This is a genomic window from Streptomyces genisteinicus (assembly GCF_014489615.1).
In the GTDB taxonomy this organism is placed as follows: Bacteria; Actinomycetota; Actinomycetes; order Streptomycetales; family Streptomycetaceae; genus Streptomyces; species Streptomyces genisteinicus.
The window spans coordinates 3,223,707-3,243,701 of the sequence record NZ_CP060825.1; the positions used below are offsets into that span (position 1 = coordinate 3,223,707).

General features: G+C 74.8%; 19 protein-coding genes. 11 read left to right on the top strand and 8 right to left on the bottom strand.

The features are described 5' to 3' along the window. Positions 1–38: 38 nt before the first annotated feature. The 3 genes from IAG43_RS14025 to IAG43_RS14035 all read left to right on the top strand — a co-directional run bounded on the left by IAG43_RS14025 (position 39) and on the right by IAG43_RS14035 (position 3,162). Entirely contained in the window at positions 39–971 is a 933-nt protein-coding gene (locus IAG43_RS14025) for an ROK family protein (protein ID WP_187741089.1), read from the top strand. Beyond that, on the top strand, positions 971–2,122 hold the full coding sequence (gene nagA / locus IAG43_RS14030) for an N-acetylglucosamine-6-phosphate deacetylase (protein WP_187741090.1): 1,152 nt from the start codon (positions 971–973) through the stop codon (positions 2,120–2,122). Before IAG43_RS14025 ends, nagA begins: the two co-directional genes overlap by 1 nt. A gap of 113 nt (positions 2,123–2,235) precedes the next feature. Next, a complete protein-coding gene (locus IAG43_RS14035; RefSeq protein WP_187741091.1) occupies positions 2,236–3,162 on the top strand; it encodes a 1-phosphofructokinase family hexose kinase in 927 nt (308 codons plus the stop codon). Positions 3,163–3,294: 132 nt separating this feature from the next. Here the strand turns inward: IAG43_RS14035 and IAG43_RS14040 are convergent, their stop codons facing one another. Together IAG43_RS14040 and cdgB are read right to left on the bottom strand one after the other, a co-directional pair. Further along, positions 3,295–4,320 (bottom strand): CBM35 domain-containing protein, encoded by a 1,026-nt coding sequence (locus IAG43_RS14040; protein ID WP_187741092.1) that lies wholly within the window; start codon positions 4,318–4,320, stop codon positions 3,295–3,297. An 87-nt stretch (positions 4,321–4,407) separates the two neighbouring features. Beyond that, positions 4,408–6,042 carry a diguanylate cyclase CdgB gene (gene cdgB / locus IAG43_RS14045; protein WP_187741093.1) on the bottom strand — a complete coding sequence of 545 codons (1,635 nt, stop codon included), beginning with the start codon at positions 6,040–6,042 and terminating at the stop codon, positions 4,408–4,410. 491 nt (positions 6,043–6,533) lie between these two features. On the opposite strand from cdgB, the gene IAG43_RS14050 reads away from it, so the two are divergent. Then, positions 6,534–7,031 (top strand): flavin reductase family protein, encoded by a 498-nt coding sequence (locus IAG43_RS14050; RefSeq protein ID WP_425508601.1) that lies wholly within the window; start codon positions 6,534–6,536, stop codon positions 7,029–7,031. Between the two features lie 114 nt (positions 7,032–7,145). On the opposite strand, the gene arfB is transcribed toward IAG43_RS14050, so the two are convergent. Beyond that, positions 7,146–7,583 (bottom strand): alternative ribosome rescue aminoacyl-tRNA hydrolase ArfB, encoded by a 438-nt coding sequence (gene arfB / locus IAG43_RS14055; RefSeq protein WP_187741094.1) that lies wholly within the window; start codon positions 7,581–7,583, stop codon positions 7,146–7,148. Between the two features lie 141 nt (positions 7,584–7,724). On the opposite strand from arfB, the gene IAG43_RS14060 reads away from it, so the two are divergent. Beyond that, positions 7,725–8,300, top strand: a complete 576-nt coding sequence (locus IAG43_RS14060; RefSeq protein ID WP_187741095.1) for a TerD family protein — start codon at positions 7,725–7,727, stop codon at positions 8,298–8,300. A gap of 288 nt (positions 8,301–8,588) precedes the next feature. Here IAG43_RS14060 and IAG43_RS14065 read toward each other — a convergent pair whose 3' ends face one another. Next, positions 8,589–9,977, bottom strand: a complete 1,389-nt coding sequence (locus IAG43_RS14065; RefSeq protein ID WP_187741096.1) for a M1 family metallopeptidase — start codon at positions 9,975–9,977, stop codon at positions 8,589–8,591. A gap of 189 nt (positions 9,978–10,166) precedes the next feature. Further along, positions 10,167–10,706, bottom strand: a complete 540-nt coding sequence (locus tag IAG43_RS14070) for a GlcG/HbpS family heme-binding protein (RefSeq protein ID WP_187741097.1) — start codon at positions 10,704–10,706, stop codon at positions 10,167–10,169. 375 nt (positions 10,707–11,081) lie between these two features. On the opposite strand from IAG43_RS14070, the gene IAG43_RS14075 reads away from it, so the two are divergent. From IAG43_RS14075 to IAG43_RS14085, 3 genes are all read left to right on the top strand, one after another. Then, positions 11,082–12,209, top strand: a complete 1,128-nt coding sequence (locus IAG43_RS14075; RefSeq protein WP_246574739.1) for a sensor histidine kinase — start codon at positions 11,082–11,084, stop codon at positions 12,207–12,209. Then, complete coding sequence (locus IAG43_RS14080) at positions 12,209–12,829, top strand: response regulator (RefSeq protein ID WP_187741099.1); 621 nt, start codon at positions 12,209–12,211, stop codon at positions 12,827–12,829. Before IAG43_RS14075 ends, IAG43_RS14080 begins: the two co-directional genes overlap by 1 nt. Before the next feature lie 307 nt (positions 12,830–13,136). Continuing rightward, complete coding sequence (locus tag IAG43_RS14085; RefSeq protein ID WP_187741100.1) at positions 13,137–13,637, top strand: hypothetical protein; 501 nt, start codon at positions 13,137–13,139, stop codon at positions 13,635–13,637. A 51-nt stretch (positions 13,638–13,688) separates the two neighbouring features. Here IAG43_RS14085 and IAG43_RS14090 read toward each other — a convergent pair whose 3' ends face one another. After that, entirely contained in the window at positions 13,689–14,390 is a 702-nt protein-coding gene (locus IAG43_RS14090) for a pentapeptide repeat-containing protein (protein WP_187744453.1), read from the bottom strand. Positions 14,391–14,634: 244 nt separating this feature from the next. Between IAG43_RS14090 and IAG43_RS14095 the strand changes: the two genes are divergently transcribed. Then, positions 14,635–15,810 carry an NAD(P)-binding protein gene (locus IAG43_RS14095; protein ID WP_187741101.1) on the top strand — a complete coding sequence of 392 codons (1,176 nt, stop codon included), beginning with the start codon at positions 14,635–14,637 and terminating at the stop codon, positions 15,808–15,810. A gap of 70 nt (positions 15,811–15,880) precedes the next feature. Beyond that, entirely contained in the window at positions 15,881–16,888 is a 1,008-nt protein-coding gene (locus tag IAG43_RS14100; RefSeq protein WP_187741102.1) for a zinc-binding dehydrogenase, read from the top strand. A gap of 50 nt (positions 16,889–16,938) precedes the next feature. On the opposite strand, the gene IAG43_RS14105 is transcribed toward IAG43_RS14100, so the two are convergent. Both IAG43_RS14105 and IAG43_RS14110 read right to left on the bottom strand, forming a co-directional pair. Next, entirely contained in the window at positions 16,939–17,418 is a 480-nt protein-coding gene (locus IAG43_RS14105; protein WP_187741103.1) for a GNAT family N-acetyltransferase, read from the bottom strand. A gap of 160 nt (positions 17,419–17,578) precedes the next feature. Then, on the bottom strand, positions 17,579–18,526 hold the full coding sequence (locus tag IAG43_RS14110; RefSeq protein ID WP_187744454.1) for an aminoglycoside phosphotransferase family protein: 948 nt from the start codon (positions 18,524–18,526) through the stop codon (positions 17,579–17,581). Between the two features lie 66 nt (positions 18,527–18,592). Here IAG43_RS14110 and IAG43_RS14115 point away from each other — a divergent pair, with 66 nt between their 5' ends. Next, positions 18,593–19,984: an NAD(P)/FAD-dependent oxidoreductase gene (locus tag IAG43_RS14115; RefSeq protein WP_187741104.1), complete on the top strand. Its 1,392-nt coding sequence runs from the start codon at positions 18,593–18,595 to the stop codon at positions 19,982–19,984. Positions 19,985–19,995 lie beyond the last annotated feature (11 nt).

Here is a 19,995-nt window from a genome sequence, read left to right on the forward strand (position 1 = left end):
ACTAGACCTATTCCGGGTAGAGGGGCAAGACTGTCCCCGTGAGACATGTCATCGCCCTCGATGTGGGCGGCACCGGTATGAAGGCCGCCCTCGTCGGCGCGGACGGGACCCTGCTGCACGAGGCGCGGCGGGCGACCGGGCGGGAGCGCGGCCCCGAAGCCGTCGTGGAGTCGATCCTCTCCTTCGCCGAGGACCTCCACGCCCACGGCCTGAAGCACTTCGGGCAGGCGGCCGAGGCCGCCGGCGTGGCCGTGCCCGGCATCGTCGACGCCGAGGCGGGCATCGCCGTCTACGCCGCCAACCTCGGGTGGCGCGACCTGCCGCTGCGGGACCTGGTGAGCGGACGCCTCGGCGGCGTCCCCGTCGCCCTCGGACACGACGTGCGCACCGGCGGCCTCGCCGAGGGCCGCATCGGCGCCGGACGGGGAACCGACCGCTTCCTCTTCGTGCCGCTCGGCACCGGCATCGCGGGCGCCATCGGGATCGACGGGGTCATCGAGGCCGGGGCGCACGGCTGCGCCGGCGAGATCGGGCACATCGTGGTCCGCCCCGGCGGTCCCGACTGCGGCTGCGGACAGCGCGGCTGCCTGGAGACGCTCGCCTCCGCCTCCGCCGTCACCCGCGCCTGGGCCGCCGCCTCCGGCGACCCGCTGGCGGACGCCGCCGACTGCGCGAAGGCCGTCGCGTCGGGCGACGAACGGGCCGTCGCCGTGTGGCGGGACGCCGTCGGCGCCCTCGCGGACGGACTGGTGACCGCGCTCACCCTGCTGGACCCCAGGACCCTGATCATCGGTGGCGGGCTCGCCGAGGCGGGGGAAACCTTGTTCACACCGCTGCGGGCCGCGGTCGAGGAACGCGTCACCTTCCAGAAACTGCCCGCGATCGTCCCGGCGGCCCTCGGGGACACCGCCGGATGCCTGGGCGCAGGGCTGCTCGCCTGGGATCTACTCGCCACGGAGGTAACCGACTGATGGCCGCTCGCGCCACAGCCACCGTACTGGCCGGAGCCCGCGTGGTGCTGCCGACCGGGACCGTCGAGAACGGACGGGTCATCGTCGAGGGCACGCGGATCGCCGGCGCGGCAGCCGCGGACACCCCGGTGACCGACCTGTCCGGCCACTGGCTCGTCCCCGGCTTCGTCGACATCCACAACCACGGCGGCGGCGGCGCCTCCTTCACCTCCGGCACCGCCGACGAGGTACTCAAGGGCGTCGAGACCCACCGGCGGCACGGCACGACCACCCTGGTCGCCTCCACCGTCACCGGCGAGATGGACTTCCTCGCCCACCGGGCCGGGTTCCTCTCCGAACTCGTCGAGCAGGGGGATCTCGCCGGCATCCACTTCGAGGGCCCGTTCATCTCCCCGTGCCGCAAGGGCGCCCACAGCGAGTCCCTGCTGCGCGACCCCGACCCGGCCGAGGTCCGCAAGCTGCTCGACGCGGCCCGCGGCACAGCGAAGATGGTCACCCTCGCCACCGAACTCCCCGGCGGCATCGACTCCGTGCGGCTGCTGGCCGAGCACGGCGTGATCGCGGCGATCGGCCACACCGACGCCACCTACGAGCAGACCGCCGAGGCGATCGACGCGGGCGCCACCGTCGCCACCCACCTCTTCAACGCCATGCCCGCGCTCGGCCACCGCGCCCCCGGGCCGATCGCCGCCCTGCTGGAGGACGAGCGGGTCACCGTCGAGCTGATCAACGACGGCGTCCACCTGCACCGCGCCGCACTGGAGCTCGCCTTCAACGCCGCCGGCGCCGGCCGCGTCGCGTTCATCACCGACGCGATGGACGCGGCGGGCTTCGGCGACGGCCGCTACCAGCTCGGCCCGCTGGCCGTCGAGGTCAAGGACGGGGTGGCCCGGCTGGTCGAGGGCGACTCGATCGCCGGCTCCACGCTCACCCTGGACACCGCGTTCCGCCGCGCCGTCACCGTCGACCGGCTCCCCGTCGGGGACGTGGTCCGGGCGATCTCCGCCAACCCGGCGAAGCTCCTCGGCGCCTGGGACCGCATCGGGTCCCTGGAGCCGGGCAAGGACGCCGACCTGGTCGTCCTCGACGAGGACTTCCGGCTCAAGGGCGTGATGCGCCAGGGCTCCTGGGTGGTCGACCCGCAGGCCTGATGAGACCCGCCGAACGGCGGCGGCGCGCACCTGGCCCTTGGGCCGGCCGCCGCCGTTTGGCATGATCAGCACCCGTACGAGCACAGCGGTTCTCTTCTTCTAGAGGTGTACGGGTGATCCTGACGGTCACGCTCAACGCCGCCCTGGACATCACCTACCGGGTCCCGGCCCTCACCCCGCACGCCACCCACCGGGTGACCGAGGTCGGCGAGCGCCCCGGAGGCAAGGGCCTCAACGTGGCACGGGTCCTCGCCGCGCTCGGCCACGAGGCCGTCGTCACCGGTTTCGCCGGCGGCCGCACCGGCGCCGAGCTGCGCGACCTGCTCGCCCCGCTGCCGGTCCGCGACGCGCTGGTGCCCGTCGCCGGGACCACCCGCCGCACGGTCGCGGTCGTCGACGGCGCCACGGGCGACACCACCCAGCTCAACGAGCCCGGCCCGACGGTCACCGCCGACGAGTGGTCGGCCTTCCTCGACGCCTACGCGTCCCTGCTCCGGGACGCGGAGGCGGTCGCGCTCAGCGGCAGCCTCCCGCCGGGCATCCACGTCGGCGCCTACGCCGACCTCGTGCGCCGCGCCAGGGCCGCGGGCGTCCCCGTCCTGCTGGACACCAGCGGCGAACCGCTCCGCCGGGGCGTCGCCGCCCGGCCGGACCTGATCAAGCCCAACGCCGACGAGCTGGCGCACCTCACCGGCGCGCGCGAACCGCTGCGCGCCGTGCGCGACGCCCGCCGGCGGGGCGCCCACGCGGTCGTCGGTTCGCTGGGCCCGGACGGTCTGCTCGCCGCCACACCCGACGGCCTCTGGCAGGCCGCACCGCCCGCACCGGTGGCGGGCAATCCGACGGGCGCGGGTGACTCCGCCGTCGCCGGGCTGCTCTCCGGCCTCGTCGAGGGGCTCGCCTGGCCGGACCGCCTGGCCCGCGCGGTCGCCCTGTCGACGGCGACGGTCCTCGCACCGGCCGCGGGCGAGTACGACGCCGCGGCCTACGCGGAGCTGGTGGGCCGGATCACGGTGACGGAACGATCCGCCACCGCCTGACCGCCGCGTCCGGCTAACCGCCGCCGATCGCCTGATCGCCGCGTCCGCCTGACCGCCGCCGACCGGACGGGCCGGTTCCGCGCCCGCCGAGGGCGCGGCGGCCGGTCTCCCGGCGGCCCGTACGGAGGCCGGTCAGCCCTCCTTGACCTCGACCCAGTCGAGCAGCGCGTTGCACTGGTTTCCCTGCTCGCACGAGATCTTGATCTCGTTCTTCCCCTCCTTGAGGTTCACCGGCGCCCAGGTGGTCTGCCAGTTCTTGTCGAAGGCGGGGTCGGTCGAGTTGATGAAGTTCTTCAGGCCGAGCGGGTTGGTGTTCGCCTTGCCGTTGACGGTGAGCGTCGCGTTGGCGTCCTGGGCGGGAATGGAGTAGCGGACGTAGAGCCGGTACTCGCCGCCCTTCTGCAGGTCGGCGTTCCAGGTCACGGACGAGCCGACGGCGTTGAACCCGGCCACGTACGCGCCGCCGGTGCCCTCGGCGCCCTTGATGGTCTTCTCGGCCGTCGACCCGCCGCCGAACGTCAGCGTCACCGCGTCCTGCTTGGGCAGCTCCACCGGCTCGTCGCCGCCCTTCGACGGCTCGTCGCTCGGCTTCACGCTCTCCCCGACCGTGGGCGAGGTGCCCGCGCCCGGCTCGCCGCCCGCCTTGTCCTTCTCGTCGCCGCTCGTCATCAGAGCGGCTCCGATGCCGATGACGACCACCGCGACGACCGCGATGGCTCCGATGAGCAGACCGCGGGTGTTCGGACCGCCGCCGCGGCCGTGGCCGCCGCCGTGCGGGGGCACGGGCGTCTGCCGCGTCCGGTCGCCGCCCGGGTAGGTCTCCGGCGCGGCGTAGGCGGCGGTCGGCTGGCCGTAGCCGCCCTGCTGCTGACCGTGGCCCTGCTGACCGTACCCCTGCGGGTAGCCGTACCCGCCCTGCTGCTGGCCCTGGCCCTGCTGGTGCGGGACCTGCGGCTGGGTGTACTGACGGCGCTCGCCGACCGTGCGGACCTGGTTGTACGAGGTGCGCGGCACACCGGGCTGCGCGGCCGGACCGGGGTAGCCGTAACCGCGCCCCTGGCCGGGCGGGGTGGCGCCCGCCGCCTGACCGTCCTCGTACAGGTAGCCGAACGGGTCGTCGTTCTCGGGCGTGCCTGCGCCGTTGTTCGCGGCCGTCATCCAGTCACTCCTCACCATCTCGTCAGCACAATGCTGACGCCAGGCGAGCCTACCCGGTTCCACTCACCCCATCGGGTGGTCTGCGCCTCACCCCGCCCGGCGGTGGACCTTCGACCGGGACCGCTTCTCCACGTACATCCGCTGGTCCGCGGATTGCAGGACCTCCTCGACGGACATCCCGCATTCGGCCCAGCCGATACCGAAGCTGGCACCGACGCGGACCCCCCGGCCGCCCACCCGGATCGGGAGGATGATCGCGTTCCGCAGCCGTACGGCCAGGTCGGCGGCGTCCGCCGCGCCCAGGCCGTCGGCGAGGACCACGAACTCGTCGCCGCCCAGCCGGGCCACCGTGTCCCCGTCCCGCACGCCGGTGGTGAGCCGGCGCGCGACCTCGACGAGCACCGCGTCTCCGGTCTGGTGGCCGAACCGGTCGTTGATCGACTTGAAGCCGTCCAGGTCGCAGAAGAGGACCGCCATGCCCTTGGTGCCGTCGTCGACGTCACCGCCCGGCGCCACCATGTGGACGTGGTGGTCGTAGGAGCGGCCGCCGAGGGTGTCGAAACCGAAGCCGTCCGCGGTGTACCCGTCGCCGTCGTACGCGGCGTCGAGGGCGTCGATGTCGGACGCGTACGGGGCGTGCGGCCGCTCGCAGAGCCGGGCGCTCAGCCGGGCGCGGAGCTCGGCGCTGTTGGGCAGCCCGGTGAGCGCGTCGTGGGAGGCGCGGTGGGCGAGCTGGAGCTCGTGGCGCTTGCGGTCCTCGATGTCCTCGACGTGGGTGAGGAGGAAGCGCGGGCCGTCGGCGGTGTCCGCGACGACGGAGTTGCGCAGCGAGACCCAGACGTAGGTGCCGTCCCTGCGGCCGAGGCGGATCTCCGCGCGGCCGCCCTCCGCGGAGGTCCGCAGCAGGGTGCCGACGTCCTCGGGGTGGACCAGGTCGGCGAAGGAGTAGCGCCGCATCGCGGAGGCGGGCCGGCCGAGCAGCCGGCAGAGGGCGTCGTTGGTGCGCAGCAGCCGCCCGTGCTGGTCGCCGCCCATCTCGGCGATGGCCATGCCGCTCGGCGCGTACTCGAAGGCCTGCCGGAAGGACTCCTCGCTGGCGCGCAGCGCCTGCTGCTCGCGCTCCAGGCGCACCAGCGCGCGCTGCATGTTGGCGCGCAGCCGTGCGTTGCTGATGGCTATGCCCGCCTGGGAGGCGTACATCTGGAGGGCTTCCTGGCCCCAGGGGCCGGGCCGGCGGCCGTTGCGCGGCCGGTCCACGGATATGACGCCCAGCAGCTCGCGGCCGCCGCCCGAGGCGTACATCGGCGCGTAGAGGCGGTCGTGGGGGTGCCACTCGTCCTCGAACCGGGGCTCGGGGCCGTCGGTGTGCCACTGGGGGACGTCGTCCTCGATCAGCACCCAGCCCTCGGTGTGCGGGATGAAGCGCAGGTCGCCCCAGCCCTCGCCCATGCCCAGCCGGCGGTCCCAGGAGGCGCGGGAGCCGACGCGTCCGGTGATCAGGGCCTCGGCCGCGGCGCTGCCCGCGAACGCGGCGACGACCAGGTCGCCGTCGGGGCGTACGAGGTTGACGCACGCCAGCTCGTAGCCGATTCCGGTCACGATGCCGTCGGCGACGGTCTGCAGGGTGTCGGCCAGGCTGCGGGCCGTGTTCAGCTCCGCGACCACCTGGTGCAGCTGCCTCAGGGTCGCAAGACGGACGTAGGGCTCCGACTCGGTCTCCATCGCTCGCTCTCCCCGAGACCTCGACAGCAAACTCCAGGCTTCTGATCGGCTTCCTCGTAGCGGGTGTTCCGGCCACTGAATCACAGTGAGCTGTGCCCCCGGTACACAGGGTCAACAAATAGTCGACTCTGTGACTCAAGTCACAACAGACGGGGAAGGATCGGATGCGCACGGCGACCGTCCGCCGTCGTTCTCCTGAACACACGACCACGCGGGGGACTTCCCGCTCGCGCCGCCGGGGCCGCCGTCCGCCCCTCGCCCCGGCCCCTCCGGGGAGACGACCCGGTGAACAGGGCGCGGCACATCGGGAACGTCCGGGTGAACCCTCGGCAACCGTGCCGGAAATGTACATCCCCGACCGCCGGAAGTCCTAGGACCCGGCTGGTCCCGGGGCCCGATGCGCCCCGCGAGGCGCCCCGGCTAGCGTGCCGGGTGTGTTCCCTACGACGACCGCCACCGGCACCGCCCCGTCCGTCCCCCATCCTGAGGGGGTGAGCAACGACGAGTTCCGCGCCGCCATGGCGCGACTGGCCGCGGGAGTGGTGCTGATCACCGCCCGCGACACGGACCACGGTCCGCGCGGCGAGGACGTGGGCATGACGGCGACGGCCTTCATGTCGGTGTCCCTCGACCCGCCGCTGGTCCTGGTGAGCCTGCGCACGGGGTCCCGGATGGACGACCTGCTCGCCGAACAGCCGCTGTGGGGGGTCTCGGTTCTGGCCGAATCACAGCGCCCGATCGCGGGACGGTTCGCGATGAAGGGACGCGTCAGCGACCGGCTCCTCTTCGAGGACCTGGCGTACACCCGCGGCGAGGTCTGCGGGGCGCCGCTCATCGGGGGTGCGCTGGCGACGCTGGAATGCCGTACCGAACAGCGCGTCGAGGCGGGCGACCACGTGCTGGTCGTGGGGCGGGTGCTGGCGGCGGCGGCCGGCGGGGACGACGGCCCGCTGACGTACTTCAAGGGGCGCTACCGCCACCTGCGGTGAGCCCCGGGGGCCGGCGGCGTGCGGCGGCGGGACGGCGTGCCGGGGTGCCGGGGCGGGGGACGCGGGGGGCGGGGGTGCTGCGGGCCGGGGATGCGGAGCTGCGTGGCCGGAGCGTCAGGACCAGTCGCGGCCGGAGCGTCCGCGCTTCGTCTCCGCGCGCTGCTTCTTCTCGCGCAGCCGCCGCTCGTTGATGCCCCGGGGGATGCGCGTCGCGCGGCGGGGCCTCGGCGGGGGCGCCGTCGCCTCGGCGAGGAGGGACGCCAGCCGCACGGCGGCGGTCTCCCGGTTGCGCCACTGCGAGCGGTGCTCGGAGGCGCGCACGGCGATCACCCCGCCCACCAGCCGGCCCGCCAGCCGTTCGAGCGCGCGCTCCTTCCACACCGGCGGGAGGGCGTCCGTCGACGCCAGGTCGAAACGCAGCTCCACCTGGGAGTCGCTGGTGTTGACGTGCTGGCCACCCGGCCCGGAGGACCGCGAGAAACGCCACTGGAGCTCGGCCTCCGGCAGGGAGACCGAACCGCGGATGATGTAGGGCCCGGACATGACACCCATGGTCCCGTGCCCGCCGCGGGCCCGTCATCCGCTTTTCCGCCGGTTCGCGGAACCTCCCGGATGCCTGTCCGCGTTATGACGGATGACGGTAGCTTCGCAAGGGCTCGAAGCCCGCACTCACGAACCGAAGGGGACTTCCCAATGGCAGTAAGCCTGTCCAAGGGCGGCAACGTCTCGCTCACCAAGGAGGCGCCCGGCCTGACCGCGGTCACCGTCGGCCTCGGCTGGGACGTCCGCACCACCACCGGCACCGACTTCGACCTGGACGCCTCCGCGATCGGGGTCAACGCCGCGGGCAAGGTCGCCTCCGACGCGCACTTCGTCTTCTTCAACAACAAGTCGACGCCGGACCAGACCATCGTCCACACCGGCGACAACCGCACCGGCGAGGGCGGCGGCGACGACGAGCAGATCAACGTCAACCTCGCGGGCCTCCCCGCCGACGTCGACAAGATCGTCTTCCCGGTCTCGATCTACGACGCGGTCTCCCGCTCGCAGAACTTCGGCCAGGTGCGCAACGCCTACATCCGCATCGTCAACCAGGCCGGCGGCGCCGAGATCGCCCGCTACGACCTGAGCGAGGACGCCGCCGTCGAGACCGCCATGGTCTTCGGCGAGCTCTACCGCAACGGCGCGGAGTGGAAGTTCCGCGCGGTCGGCCAGGGTTACGCCGCCGGCCTGGAGGGCATCGCCCGCGACTTCGGCGTCAACATCTGAGCCGTCGTCCGCGCCCTCGCCGCGCACGACGCGTGACGACCGCGAAGGCCCCGGCCGCCCGCCCCGAGGGGGTGCGGCAGCCGGGGCCTTCGCCGTGCCGCGGGGGCTCCGCCGGGGTGCGGGGCGTTCGGTGGGGTGCGGGAGCCTTCGCCGGGTGCGGGGGTCTTCGCCGGGTGCGGGCGGCGGGGAGTGCTCCGGCGGCACCGGACGGGCGGCGTCGCGCGGGAGGTGCGGGCAGCGGGAGTGCGCGGGGTCCCGCCGGGAGCGGGTGCGGCGGCACCCGCCGCGTCAGGCGCGGGGCGGACGGCCGTCGCCGTGCAGCCAGTCGTCCCACACCGCGTCCAGGTCCCTGCCCGACTCCTGTTCCGCGTACGCGGTGAAGTCCTCGGTGGACGCGTTGCCGTGCCGGTGCTCCGCCGCCCAGCCGCGCACGATCCGGAAGAAGGCCGCGTCGCCCACGGTCTCGCGCACCCGGTGCAGGACCATCGCGCCCCCCTCGTACACCGGCGGCCCGAACAGGTCCTCCGGACCGGGCGGGTCGGCCGGCGGGAAGGCCCAGTTGGCGTCGGACTCGTACGCCGCCTCGAAGCTCTCCTCCACGGGCGTTCCCTCGGCGTCGGCCCGCCACAGCCACTCCGCGTAGGTCGCGAAGCCCTCGTTGAGCCAGATGTCCTGCCAGGACCCGGGGGACACCGAGTTGCCGAACCACTGGTGCGCCAGTTCGTGCACCAGCGTGGTCTCGTCGAACTGCCCCAGCGGGAAGACCGGGCGCGACTGCGTCTCCAGTGCGTAGCCGAGCCGGTCGTCCGGCACCACCACGGCCCCCGTCGCGGAGAACGGGTACGGGCCGAAGCGCTCGGTGCACCACGACAGGAACTCCGGGACCCGGCGCAGCAGCGCGTCCGCCCTCGCCGCGACCGCCGGGTCCGCAGCGGTCACCACCGGCAGTCCCGACGCGGTGCGCGAGGACGCCACCCGCAGCTCGCCGACGGCCAGGGTCGCCAGGTAGCCCGCCATCGGCTCCGCCGACCGCCACACGGAGGTCGTGCGCCCGCCGGCGGTGCGCTCGGCGGTCCGCACCCCGTTGGCCACCGCCCGCAGCCCCTCGGGGACGCTGACGGTGATCTCGTAGGTGGCCTTGTCCGACGGATGGTGGTTGCCGGGGAACCAGGCGGCCGACCCGGACGGCTCGCCCACGGCGATCGAACCGCCCGGGGTCCGGAGCCAGCCCTCGCGGGAGTCGTCGGCGTCCGTGACCGTCCTCGGGACGCCCGCGTACCGCACGACGGTCCGGAACTCGGCGCCCTCCGCGATGTCGCGGCGCGGACGGACGACCAGTTCGTCACCGGCCCGGTTCACGGCGGCCGCCCGGCCGTCGACGCGCACGGAGCCCACCGCCATGCCGTGCAGGTCCAGGTGGAAGGCGCTCAGGTCCTGCGTCGCCCGCGCGGTGACCTCGGCCGTGCCGGCGAGACGCCCGGAGGCCGGGTCGTAGTCGAGGGTCAGGTCGTAGTGGCGCACGTCGTAGCCGCCGTTCCCGAGCTTCGGGAAGTACGGATCGCGCAGCCCGGCCGCCCCGGGCCGCCCCTGCACTCCCCCGTCGGCCGGCGTGCACCCCGCGGCCACCACGACGGCGCACACGGCGGCGGCGGCACGGGAGGAAAGGCGCAGGTCCACACGTCGATCCTAGATTCCCCGCCGCCCGCCGCCCGCCGCCCGCCGCCCGTCGGGCACCGGCCCTTAGCCGATGGCCGGTGGGCGGTGGCCGGTGGCCAGCGGCCGGGCGCGGCGACAGGGACGGGCCCGGAGGCGGGATGCCTCCGGGCCCGTGGGGCAGGGCCGCGCCCGGCGGGGCGCGGTGTGCCGCTAGCGGTTCAGCGCCGCCACACCCGCCTGCGCGAACTTCTCGTCCAGGTCGCCGCTGGGCGCGCCCGCCACACCGATACCGGCGATCGGGGCGCCCTTGACCTGCACCGGAGCACCGCCGCCGAGGAAGAGGGTGCCGGGGATGTCCTTCAGGTTGGGGGCGTTCTCGAGACGCTTCACCAGCTCCGAGGTCGGGGCGTTCCACGACACGGCGGTGTACGCCTTGCGCTCGGCCGACTCGAAGGACTGCGGCCCGGCCCCGTCGCCGCGCAGCGTCACGATGGTGTTGCCGTTGCGGTCCACCACGGAGACGGTGATCCGCTGGTTCTCCTTCTCGGCGGCCTTCAGCGTCGCCTGCGCGGCCTTGGTCGCGGCCTCGACCGTCAGGTGGGTGGTCTGCTGGAGGTTGCGGTTGGAGACGTCCGCGGTGACCGCGGCGCGGGTCTCGGCCGCCGGGGCTGCGGCGTTCGCGGACACGGCTCCGAACGCGCCGACGGTGACGGCGACGGCTGCGGCACTGCCGATGAGGACCTTCTTCATGGTGGGCACTCCTTGGGACCGGGGAGGTCGTCGGGGGATCCGGGCGGATCGGATGGATCGCGGTCGAGCGGGCCGGGAGGGCGTTTCGCTCTGACATCGATCCTCCGGCCCCGCACGGGACCGCACCGTCGCCGGAGCGGCTGCGTCCGCCGCGCGGGACGGCCGACGGGCGTGTCAGCCGATCGGTTGATGCCGATGTGGTCCCGGCGGGTCAGGATGGATGCGTCATGGCTGGTCACCGCCGCACGCCGGGCGGCGGCCGGTCACCGCCGCGCGCCGGAGGACGGCCGGTCACCGCCGCGCGGCACGGAGCGGGAAGGGCGGTGCACGGTGGAACACGAGCGGGACCCGGACGCCCACTGGCTGGCCCGCGTCATGCACGTGGCCTTCTTCCTGCTGCTCGGCGCCTCCCTCAGCCGCTACCTGCTGCGGCACCCCTGGGAACCCCGGTCGCCCTGGATCATCGGGCTCTCGGCGGCGCTCGCCGCGCTGTACGTGCTGGGGCCGGCGTTCGCCCAGCGCGCCCGCCGCGCCACCCCGCGGCGGCTTCTCTGGCTGGCCGGCGTGGTGGCGGTGTGGATGGTGCTCGTGGTCCTGGCGCCCAGCTTCGCCTGGTGCGCGGTGCCGCTCTTCTACACCGGCATGCGCACCCTGCCGCCCCGCGCCGCGATCGTGCTGGTCGCCCTGCTCACGCTGTTCGTCGTCGCCGCCCAGCTGCGGCTCGCACACGGCGGCTTCGACCCGAACCTGGTCATCGCGCCGCCCGCGGTCGCCGCCGTCGCCACCGCCGTCTTCGTGCACGCCGAACGGCTCTCCGCCCGGCAGCGCGCCCTGATCGACGACCTCATCAGAACGCGCCGCGAACTCGCCGCGACCGAGCGCCGCGAGGGCACCCTCGCGGAGCGTCAGCGGCTCGCCATGGAGATCCACGACACCCTCGCCCAGGGACTGTCCAGCCAGCAGATGCTGCTCCAGGCAGCGGACCGCACCTGGGAGTCCGACTCCGCCACCGCCCGGCGCCATGTCCGCACGGCGGCGTCGATCGCCGAGCACAACCTCGCCGAAGCCCGCCGCTTCGTGCACGACCTCGCCCCCGCCGACCTGGCCGAGGGCGGCAGCCTGGAGGAGGCGCTGCGCACGGTCGCGCTCCGCGAAGCGGCCGGATTCCGCGTGGACGGCTCACCGGCCGCCCGGCTCCCGGAGCGCGTCCAGTCGGCGCTGCTGCGCATCGCCCAGGGCGCGCTGGCCAACGTCCGCGAGCACGCGGGCGCGACCACCGCGGCGGTGACCCTCACCTACCTCGACGACCAGGTCGTCCTCGACGTCGCCGACGACGGTCACGGGTTCGAGCCGGAGGCCGCCGCGCCCGGCGGCGTACGCGGTCACGGCCTCCCGGCGATCCGGGCCCGTGTGCAGCAGCTCGGCGGCACCCTGACCATCGAGTCGGCGCCCGGCGAGGGCACGGTCCTCTCCGCCGCGATCCCCCTTGCCCCGGAGGCGTGATGACCGTACGGATCCTGCTCTGCGACGACCACGCCGTGGTGCGCGCCGGGCTGCTCGCCCTGCTCGGCAGCGTCGAGGACATCGAGGTCGTCGGGGAGGCGGGCAGCGGCGAGGAGGCCGTGGCGATGGCCGCCAAGCTGGTGCCCGACGTGGTCCTGATGGACCTTCAGCTCGGTTCCGGGATCGACGGCGTCGAGGCCACCCGCCGGATCGCCTCGCCGCGCGTGCACGTCCTGGTGCTCACGACGTACGACACCGACGCCGACATCACCCGGGCCATCGAGGCGGGGGCGACCGGCTATCTGCTGAAGGCGGAGCGTCCGGAGGAGCTCTTCGCCGCCATCCGCTCCGCCGCCGAGGGACGCACCGCGCTGTCGGCACCGGTCGCGGGCCGGGTGATGGACAGGATGCGCGGCGCCGCCGGCCCCACCCTCACCGAACGGGAGCGCGACATCCTGAGCCAGCTGGCGCAGGGGCTCGGCAACCGGGAGATCGCCCGTGCGCTGTTCATCAGCGAGGCGACCGTGAAGACCCACCTGGGGCGCATCTACGCCAAGCTCGGCGTCGACACGCGGGCGGGGGCGGTGGCCGTGGCCAAGGAGCAGCGCCTCCTCCCCTGACCGCTGCGCCGCCGCCGCGGGCGGACGCGGACGCGGCACGGCGCGCACGCGGGATCGGCCGCACGGACCCCGAACACCGGCACCGGCACCGGCACCAGCAGCGCCGGGAGCCTTGCGACCCGCAGCCCCGAGGCAACCGCAGCCCCGGGAGTCACAGCCGGCGCCCCTGGGGCGCACCGGACAGCGCGCCCCGCCGGACTCCCCCGCCGCCCGCCGCGGTGACCGCCGCCGATGCGCGCCCCGCCCCCGCCCCGAGGCACCGGGCCGGGGCGACGGCACGGGCGAACGGCATGACACCATCGATCCCGTGCTCGACATCGGCTACTCCCTCTCGCGCCGCTTCCCCGACCCCCCGCAGACCGACTACCGGCGCGCGGACGTCCACGCGCTGCGGCACGACCTGTTCTGCGGTGACGTCTATCTGGCGGACACCAAGGAGGACCGCGAGGTCTCCACGGCCTGGGGATGGGTGCCGGTGCTCGACTTCGCCTGGGCGCTCTGCGACATCGTCGAGCAGCTGGACCGCGACCCGCTCGGCAGCCGCGCCGCGAAGCCGCAGTACGCCGAGATCGACTTCACCGAGTCCACCGACCTCATGCTCTTCGAGCGCCGTTTCGGCTGGGTGGACGTCGAGGCCGACTGGATGCCGGGCGACGAGCCTCCCCTGACGTTCGGGCACACCGTGCTGCGCCGCGAGGCACGGGACTTCCTCCACGACCTGATCGCCGACCTCACCGACATGCACGAGGGTCTTGCCGACAACCCGGCCGTCTGGGACCTCCAGGCACGCTTCCCCCGCGTCGCCTGAACCCGTCTCCGCCCCGGCGCGCGCGACGCCGCTCCGCCCCGCGCCTGCGGCTCAGGCCGTCCCGTCGTCCACCCGCACCCCGATCTGCGCCGCGAACGCCGGTGCCAGATCCAGCAGTTGCGCCGGGCTGATCACCGCTCCGGCCAGCCGCTCCACACCCCGCGCGATGTCGAGTTCGGCGACGGCCCGCAGATCGACGTCCTTCATCCGCGCCACGCCGAAGTCCACCCGCCGCAGCACGCAGTCCCGGAACACCACCCGCTCCAGCTGCGCCCCCGCGAAGTCCGCCTCCGCCAGCACGCACCCGTCGAACACCACATCCGTCAGCCGCGCCTCCCGCAGATTCAGATAGTCGATCTTCCCTCCCTTCAGCACCACGCCCGTCAGCACCGACCCGTGCAGCTGCGCCCCGCCCAGCCGCGCCTCCCGCACCTCCACGTCCCGCAGCGACGCCCCCGCGAGATCCGTCCCCACCCCCCGGACGCCCTCCAGCAGGCTGTCCACGAACCGGGCCCCCGCCAGCCCCGTGCCGTCGAGCGCGCACTCCCGCAGCGCGCAGTCGATGAACCGGGCCCCCGCCCCCTGCTGCCCGCCGAGGTCGAGCCCCGTGAACTCCACCCCGTCGTAGTCCCCGTCCGGCTCCAGCCCACCGCCCTCGAAGGGCGTGAGGGGCGGCAGCCGCACCTCCGCGACGCGGGCGGCCGCCACCGCCGCACGCTTCGTCCTGCCTCGCGCGTTCGCCATGCCCACCATGGTGACGTGCACCACTGACAACGCCCTTCCGGGCGCCCGATGTCACATCCGCGCGTCCCCGATCCGTCCTCCGTACGAAGGGGCGGCGATCCCGCCCCGGACACCGGCGCGAGCCGGACCGGCGGCACCGGCCAGGTGCCGTCACCACCCGGCCCGCCGGCCCCGGGCCGCACGGAACGCGGAACGCGGCAGGACGGCGGAACGCGGCGGGACGGCGGGAAGCACGGACACGGAGGAGATCAGCATGCAGAGCATCACGGTCGTCGGCGGCGGCTTCGCCGGACTCACCGCGGCCATCAGCGCCGCGGAATCCGGAGCACGGGTGACGCTCCACGAATCGCACCACACCCTCGGCGGCCGGGCCCGCACCGCGGAGAGCCCCTACCGCACCAACGACGGCCCGCACGCCCTCTACCGCGGCGGCCCGCACTGGACCTGGCTGAAGCGGCGCGGACTGCTCGGTCCCATCGCCTCGGTGCCGCCCCTGGAAGGCGCCCGGTTCCGCTTCCGGCGCGGCGGCGCGCTGCGCCGGACCCCGCCGCTCGGCATGCTCAGGATCGCCCGCCGCCCCGCCGCCGACGCGCCGGTCGACGCGGACTTCCTCAGCTGGGCCACCACGGTCGCCGGTCCCGGTGCGGCCCGCGCCGCGGCCCACTTCTCCGGCGTCGCCCTCTTCCACCACGACCCCGGCTCGCTCTCCGCCCGCTTCGTCCAGGAACGGCTCCGGCGCGCGACCTCCCTGCCGCCCGAGGCCCACTACCCGCGCGGCGGCTGGGGCACGCTGATCGACCGGATGGCGGCCCGCGCCTGGGACCTGGGCGTACGCATCGAGACCACCTCCCGGGTCGACGCGCTCCCCGAGGGCCACGGCCCCGTCGTCGTCGCGACCTCCCTCGACTCGGCCCGGGTGCTCCTGCGGGACGACAGCCTGCGCTGGACGAGCGGGCGCACCACGCTCCTGGACCTCGCACTCCGCACCCGCCGGGGCGACGCGTTCGTCGTCAGCGACCTCGACGCCCCCGGCTGGGTCGAGCGCTTCACCGCGCAGGACCGCTCACTGGCCCCCGCCGGGCGGTCGCTGCTCCAGTGCCAGCTGCCGATCGGCCCCGACGGCTCCAAGGCCGACGGCGTCGCCCATGCCGAAGCCCTGCTGGACCTGGGATTCCCCGGCTGGCGCGAGCGCACCGAGTGGCGGCGGGCGTCCGTCGCGACCGGCCGCACCGGGGCGGTCGACCTGCCCGGGACCACCTGGCGCGACCGGCCCGCCATCGACCGCGGCGACGGCGTCTACCTCGCGGGCGACCAGGTCGCGGCCCCGGGGCTGCTCTCCGAGGTGGCGTTCAACAGCGGGCTGGAGGCGGTCTCCCTCGCGCTGCGCGGCGTCCGCCCGGACCACCCCCTTGACCTCAAGCGCACTTGAGGAAGAACAGTGGGCCGGGTACCCGCCCGCCGAGGGCGCGTACCCGCCACCGCACAAGGGAGCCCCCACCATGCACGCCGTCCGCCTGCACGCCTTCGGACCCGCCGAGAACCTCGTCCACGAGACCGTCGAGGACCCCGTACCGGGCCCCGGCCAGGTGCGGATCGCCGTCGCCGCGGCCGGTGTCCACCTCCTCGACACCGCCCTCCGGGAAGGGCTCCCGGGCCCCTACCCAACCCGCGTCGACCTGCCCACGATCCCGGGCCGCGAGGTCGCCGGCACCGTCGACGCGGTCGGCGAGGGCACCGATCCGGCCTGGCTCGGCCGCAGCGTCGTCGCCCACATCGGCATGAACCCCGGCGGCTACGCCGAACTCGCCGTCACCGAGGCGGAACGGCTGCACGAGATCCCCGACGGCCTCGACGCGGCCGGCGCCGTCGCCATGATCGGCACCGGACGCACCGCCCTCGGCATCCTCCAGTTCACCGACCTCGGCCCCGCCGACACCGTGCTCGTCCCCGCGGCGGCGGGCGGCATCGGCACCCTCGTCGTGCAGCACGCCAAGCACGCCGGCGCCGAGGTCGTCGGCCTGGCCGGCGGCGCGGAGAAGACCGCCAGGGTCCGCGCGGGCGGCGCCGACCTGGCCGTCGACTACACCCGCCCCGACTGGGCGGACCGGGTACGCGCCCACCTCGGCGACCGGACCGCCACCGTGCTGTACGACTCCGTCGGCGGCGACGTCGCCCGCACGGCCGGCGAACTGCTCGGCGAGGGCGGGCGGATCATCGTCTTCGGCTGGTCCAGCCAGGGCTTCGCCGACGCCCCGCCCGTCTTCACCGACGAGGAGCTCGCCGCCCGCGGCATCACCTCGCAGAACGTCCTCGGCCCCGTGATGCTGGAACGCGCCGGCGGCCTTCGCGCCCTGGAGACCCGCGCCCTCGCGGAGGCCGCGTCGGGCCGGCTGCGTCCCGCCGTCACCCGCTTCCCGCTGGCCCGCGCCGCCGACGCCCACCGCGCGCTCCAGACACGGGCCACGGTGGGCAAGGTCGTCCTCGTCCCCGAACCCGCGGCCCGCTGAGGCACCCGCCGGGACCACGCCGCCCCGGCCCGCCCAGGCCCCCGCCGGGACTACGCCGCCCCGCCCCCGAGCGACGCGAGCGCCCCGTCCGTCAGCCGGTACACCGTCCACTCGTCCTGCGGCCTCGCCCCGAGGGACTCGTAGAAGGCGATGGACGGGGCGTTCCAGTCGAGCACCGACCACTCCAGGCGCTCGTAGCCGCGGGCCACGCAGATCCGCGCCAGTTCCGTCAGCAGCGCCTTCCCGTGGCCGCCACCGCGCACGGCGGGCCGCACGTACAGGTCCTCCAGGTAGATGCCGTGGACACCGCGCCACGTCGAGAAGTTGAGGAACCACAGGGCGAACCCGGCGACCTCCCCGTCCTCCGTCTCCGCGATGTGCGCGAACGCGGCCGGACGCTCGCCGAACAGCGCCTCGCGCAGGTCGTCCTCGGTCGCCCGGACCTCGTCCAGGGCCTTCTCGTAGTCGGCCAGCTCCCGAACCATCTGGTGGATCACGGGCACGTCGGCAGGGGTTGCGGTGCGAATCATGGCCACAGCCTGCCCCGGAGCCCGTCCCCGGTGCCAGCCGATTCCGCCCCGCGGAACGCCGGCGCCCCGCCCGCCCCGCCGCCGCCGACCGGCTCCGCCCCGCGGCCTCCCGCCCCACGACGCACCCCGCCCACCGCCCCGGCGGCAGACGCACCCCCGCCTACCGCCCCAGCAGCACCCGCGCGATCGCCGCCTGGGCCCGGTCCAGCCGGACCCCGCCCGGCCCCTCGGCGTCCTCGCACCGCCACAGCCCGTTCTGGAGCACCCGGCCCAGCGTCCAGGCACGCGCCCGCTCCCGGTCCAGCCCGAGCACCTCGGTGAGCAGGTCGAAGCGCCACCGCACCTCCCCGTGCCCGAACCGGTTCCACAGCGCGGGCATCAGCTCGAAGCCCGGATCACCCGCCAGCGGCTTCGGGTCGATGACGAGCCACGGCTCCCGCTGCCCCGCCAGCACGTTGTCGAAGTGCAGGTCCCAGTGGAGCAGCCGGTCGCCCGGCTCCCCCGCGACCTCCCGCACCGCCGCCGCGCAGTCCAGGAGCAGCCGCCGCTCCCCGTCGAGCGCCAGCCGCTCCACCGCCTCCGGCACCCGGGCCGTCATCCGCTCCGCGATGTCCGACAGCCGCCGCAGCCCCTCGGGCGCCGGCACCGCCGACAGCCGGGCCAGCAGCCCCGCGAGGATCCGCGTCGCCGCCCGGGAGTCCGCGACCGACGAGAGGTGCCGGCCCGGCGCCACCCGCTCCAGCAGCAGCGTCCCGGTCTCCGCGTCGTGGTCCAGCAGCAGCGCGGCCCCGTCGCCCGCCCAGGTCCGCAGCGCCAGCCACTCGCCCTCGGTCTCCTCGTCCCGCCCCTGGAGCTTCAGCATCGCCCGCGTACCGTCCGCACGGGCCACCGGCAGCACCAGCGACACCCGTCCGCAGAGCGGCGGCCCGTCGACCCGCAGCCCCCACCGCGCCAGGAACTCCTCCGCCCGGCCGGGCAGCGCCGCCAGCAGCGCGCGCCCGGACTCCTCGCCGTACGACAGCAGGGAGGCGACCAGCTCACGGGGAATCTCGATCACCCGGCGATCGTACGGACCACCTGTCGCGGGCCGCCGGCGGGCGCAGTACATTCCCGCCACGCGCACACGCTCGCCGCCGTCCGGCGGCACCGGACCGGCAGGGAAGCGGCGATCCACATGAACACCGTCAACGGCGGCATATCGTTCTGGTACGCACAGGACGGCACCCCCGCGCCCCGCGAGCCCCTTCCCGGCGACGCCTCCGCCGACGTCTGCATCGTCGGCGGCGGGTACACGGGCCTGTGGACCGCCTACTACCTCAAGAAGGCCGTCCCCTTCCTCAACATCACCGTCCTCGAGGCCCGCTTCTGCGGCTACGGCGCCTCCGGGCGCAACGGCGGCTGGCTCTACAACGGCATCGCCGGACGCGACCGCTACGCGAGACTCCACGGGCACGACGCGGCCGTCCGCCTCCAGCAGGCCATGAACGACACCGTCCACGAGGTCGTCCGCGTCGCCGCCGACGAAGGCATCGACGCCGACATCCACCGGGGCGGCGTCCTGGAGATCGCCCACACCCCGGCCCAGCTCGCCCGCCTCAAGGACTTCCACGCGGTGGAGATCGCCTTCGGGGAGAAGGACCGCGAACTCCTCGGCGCCCGCGACACCGCCGACCGCATCCGCGTCACCGGCGCGGTGGCCTCCAGCTGGACCCCGCACGGCGCCAGACTCCACCCCGTCAAACTCGTCAAGGGCCTCGCGGCGGCCGTCGAGGCGCTCGGCGTCACCGTCCACGAGTCGACACCGGTCACCGAGATCCGCCCCAAGCACGCCGTCACCCCGTACGGCACCGTCCGCGCGCCCTACATCCTGCGCTGCACCGAGGGATTCACCGCCTCCCTCAAGGGCCACCGGCGTACCTGGCTGCCGATGAACTCCTCCATGATCGCCACCGAGCCCCTGCCGGCCTCCGTCTGGGCGGAGATCGGCTGGGAGCGGCGCGAAGCGCTCGGCGACATGGCCCACGCCTACATGTACGCCCAGCGCACCGCCGACGACCGCATCGCCATCGGCGGCCGCGGCGTCCCCTACCGCTACGGCTCCGCCACCGACAACGACGGCCGCACCCAGCGGGCCACCGTCGGCGAACTCCGCGACATCCTCGTCCGCTTCTTCCCGCGCCTCGCCGGTACCCGCATCGACCACGCCTGGTCCGGCGTCCTCGGCGTCCCCCGCGACTGGTGCGCCACCGTCACCCTCGACCGCTCCACGGGCCTCGGCTGGGCCGGCGGCTACGTCGGCTCCGGCGTCGCCACGGCCAACCTCGCCGCCCGCACCCTGCGCGACCTCATCCAGCAGGACTCCGGCCAGTCCGGCCCCACCGACCTCACCGCCCTCCCCTGGGTCGGCCACAAGGTCCGCACCTGGGAACCCGAACCCCTGCGCTGGCTCGGCGTCCACACCCTCTACGCCGCCTACCGCCACGCCGACCGCCGCGAATCCACCACCCACACCCCGACCACCACCCGCCTCGCGACATGGGCGGACCGCGTCTCGGGGCGCCGCTGACACGAGAGCAG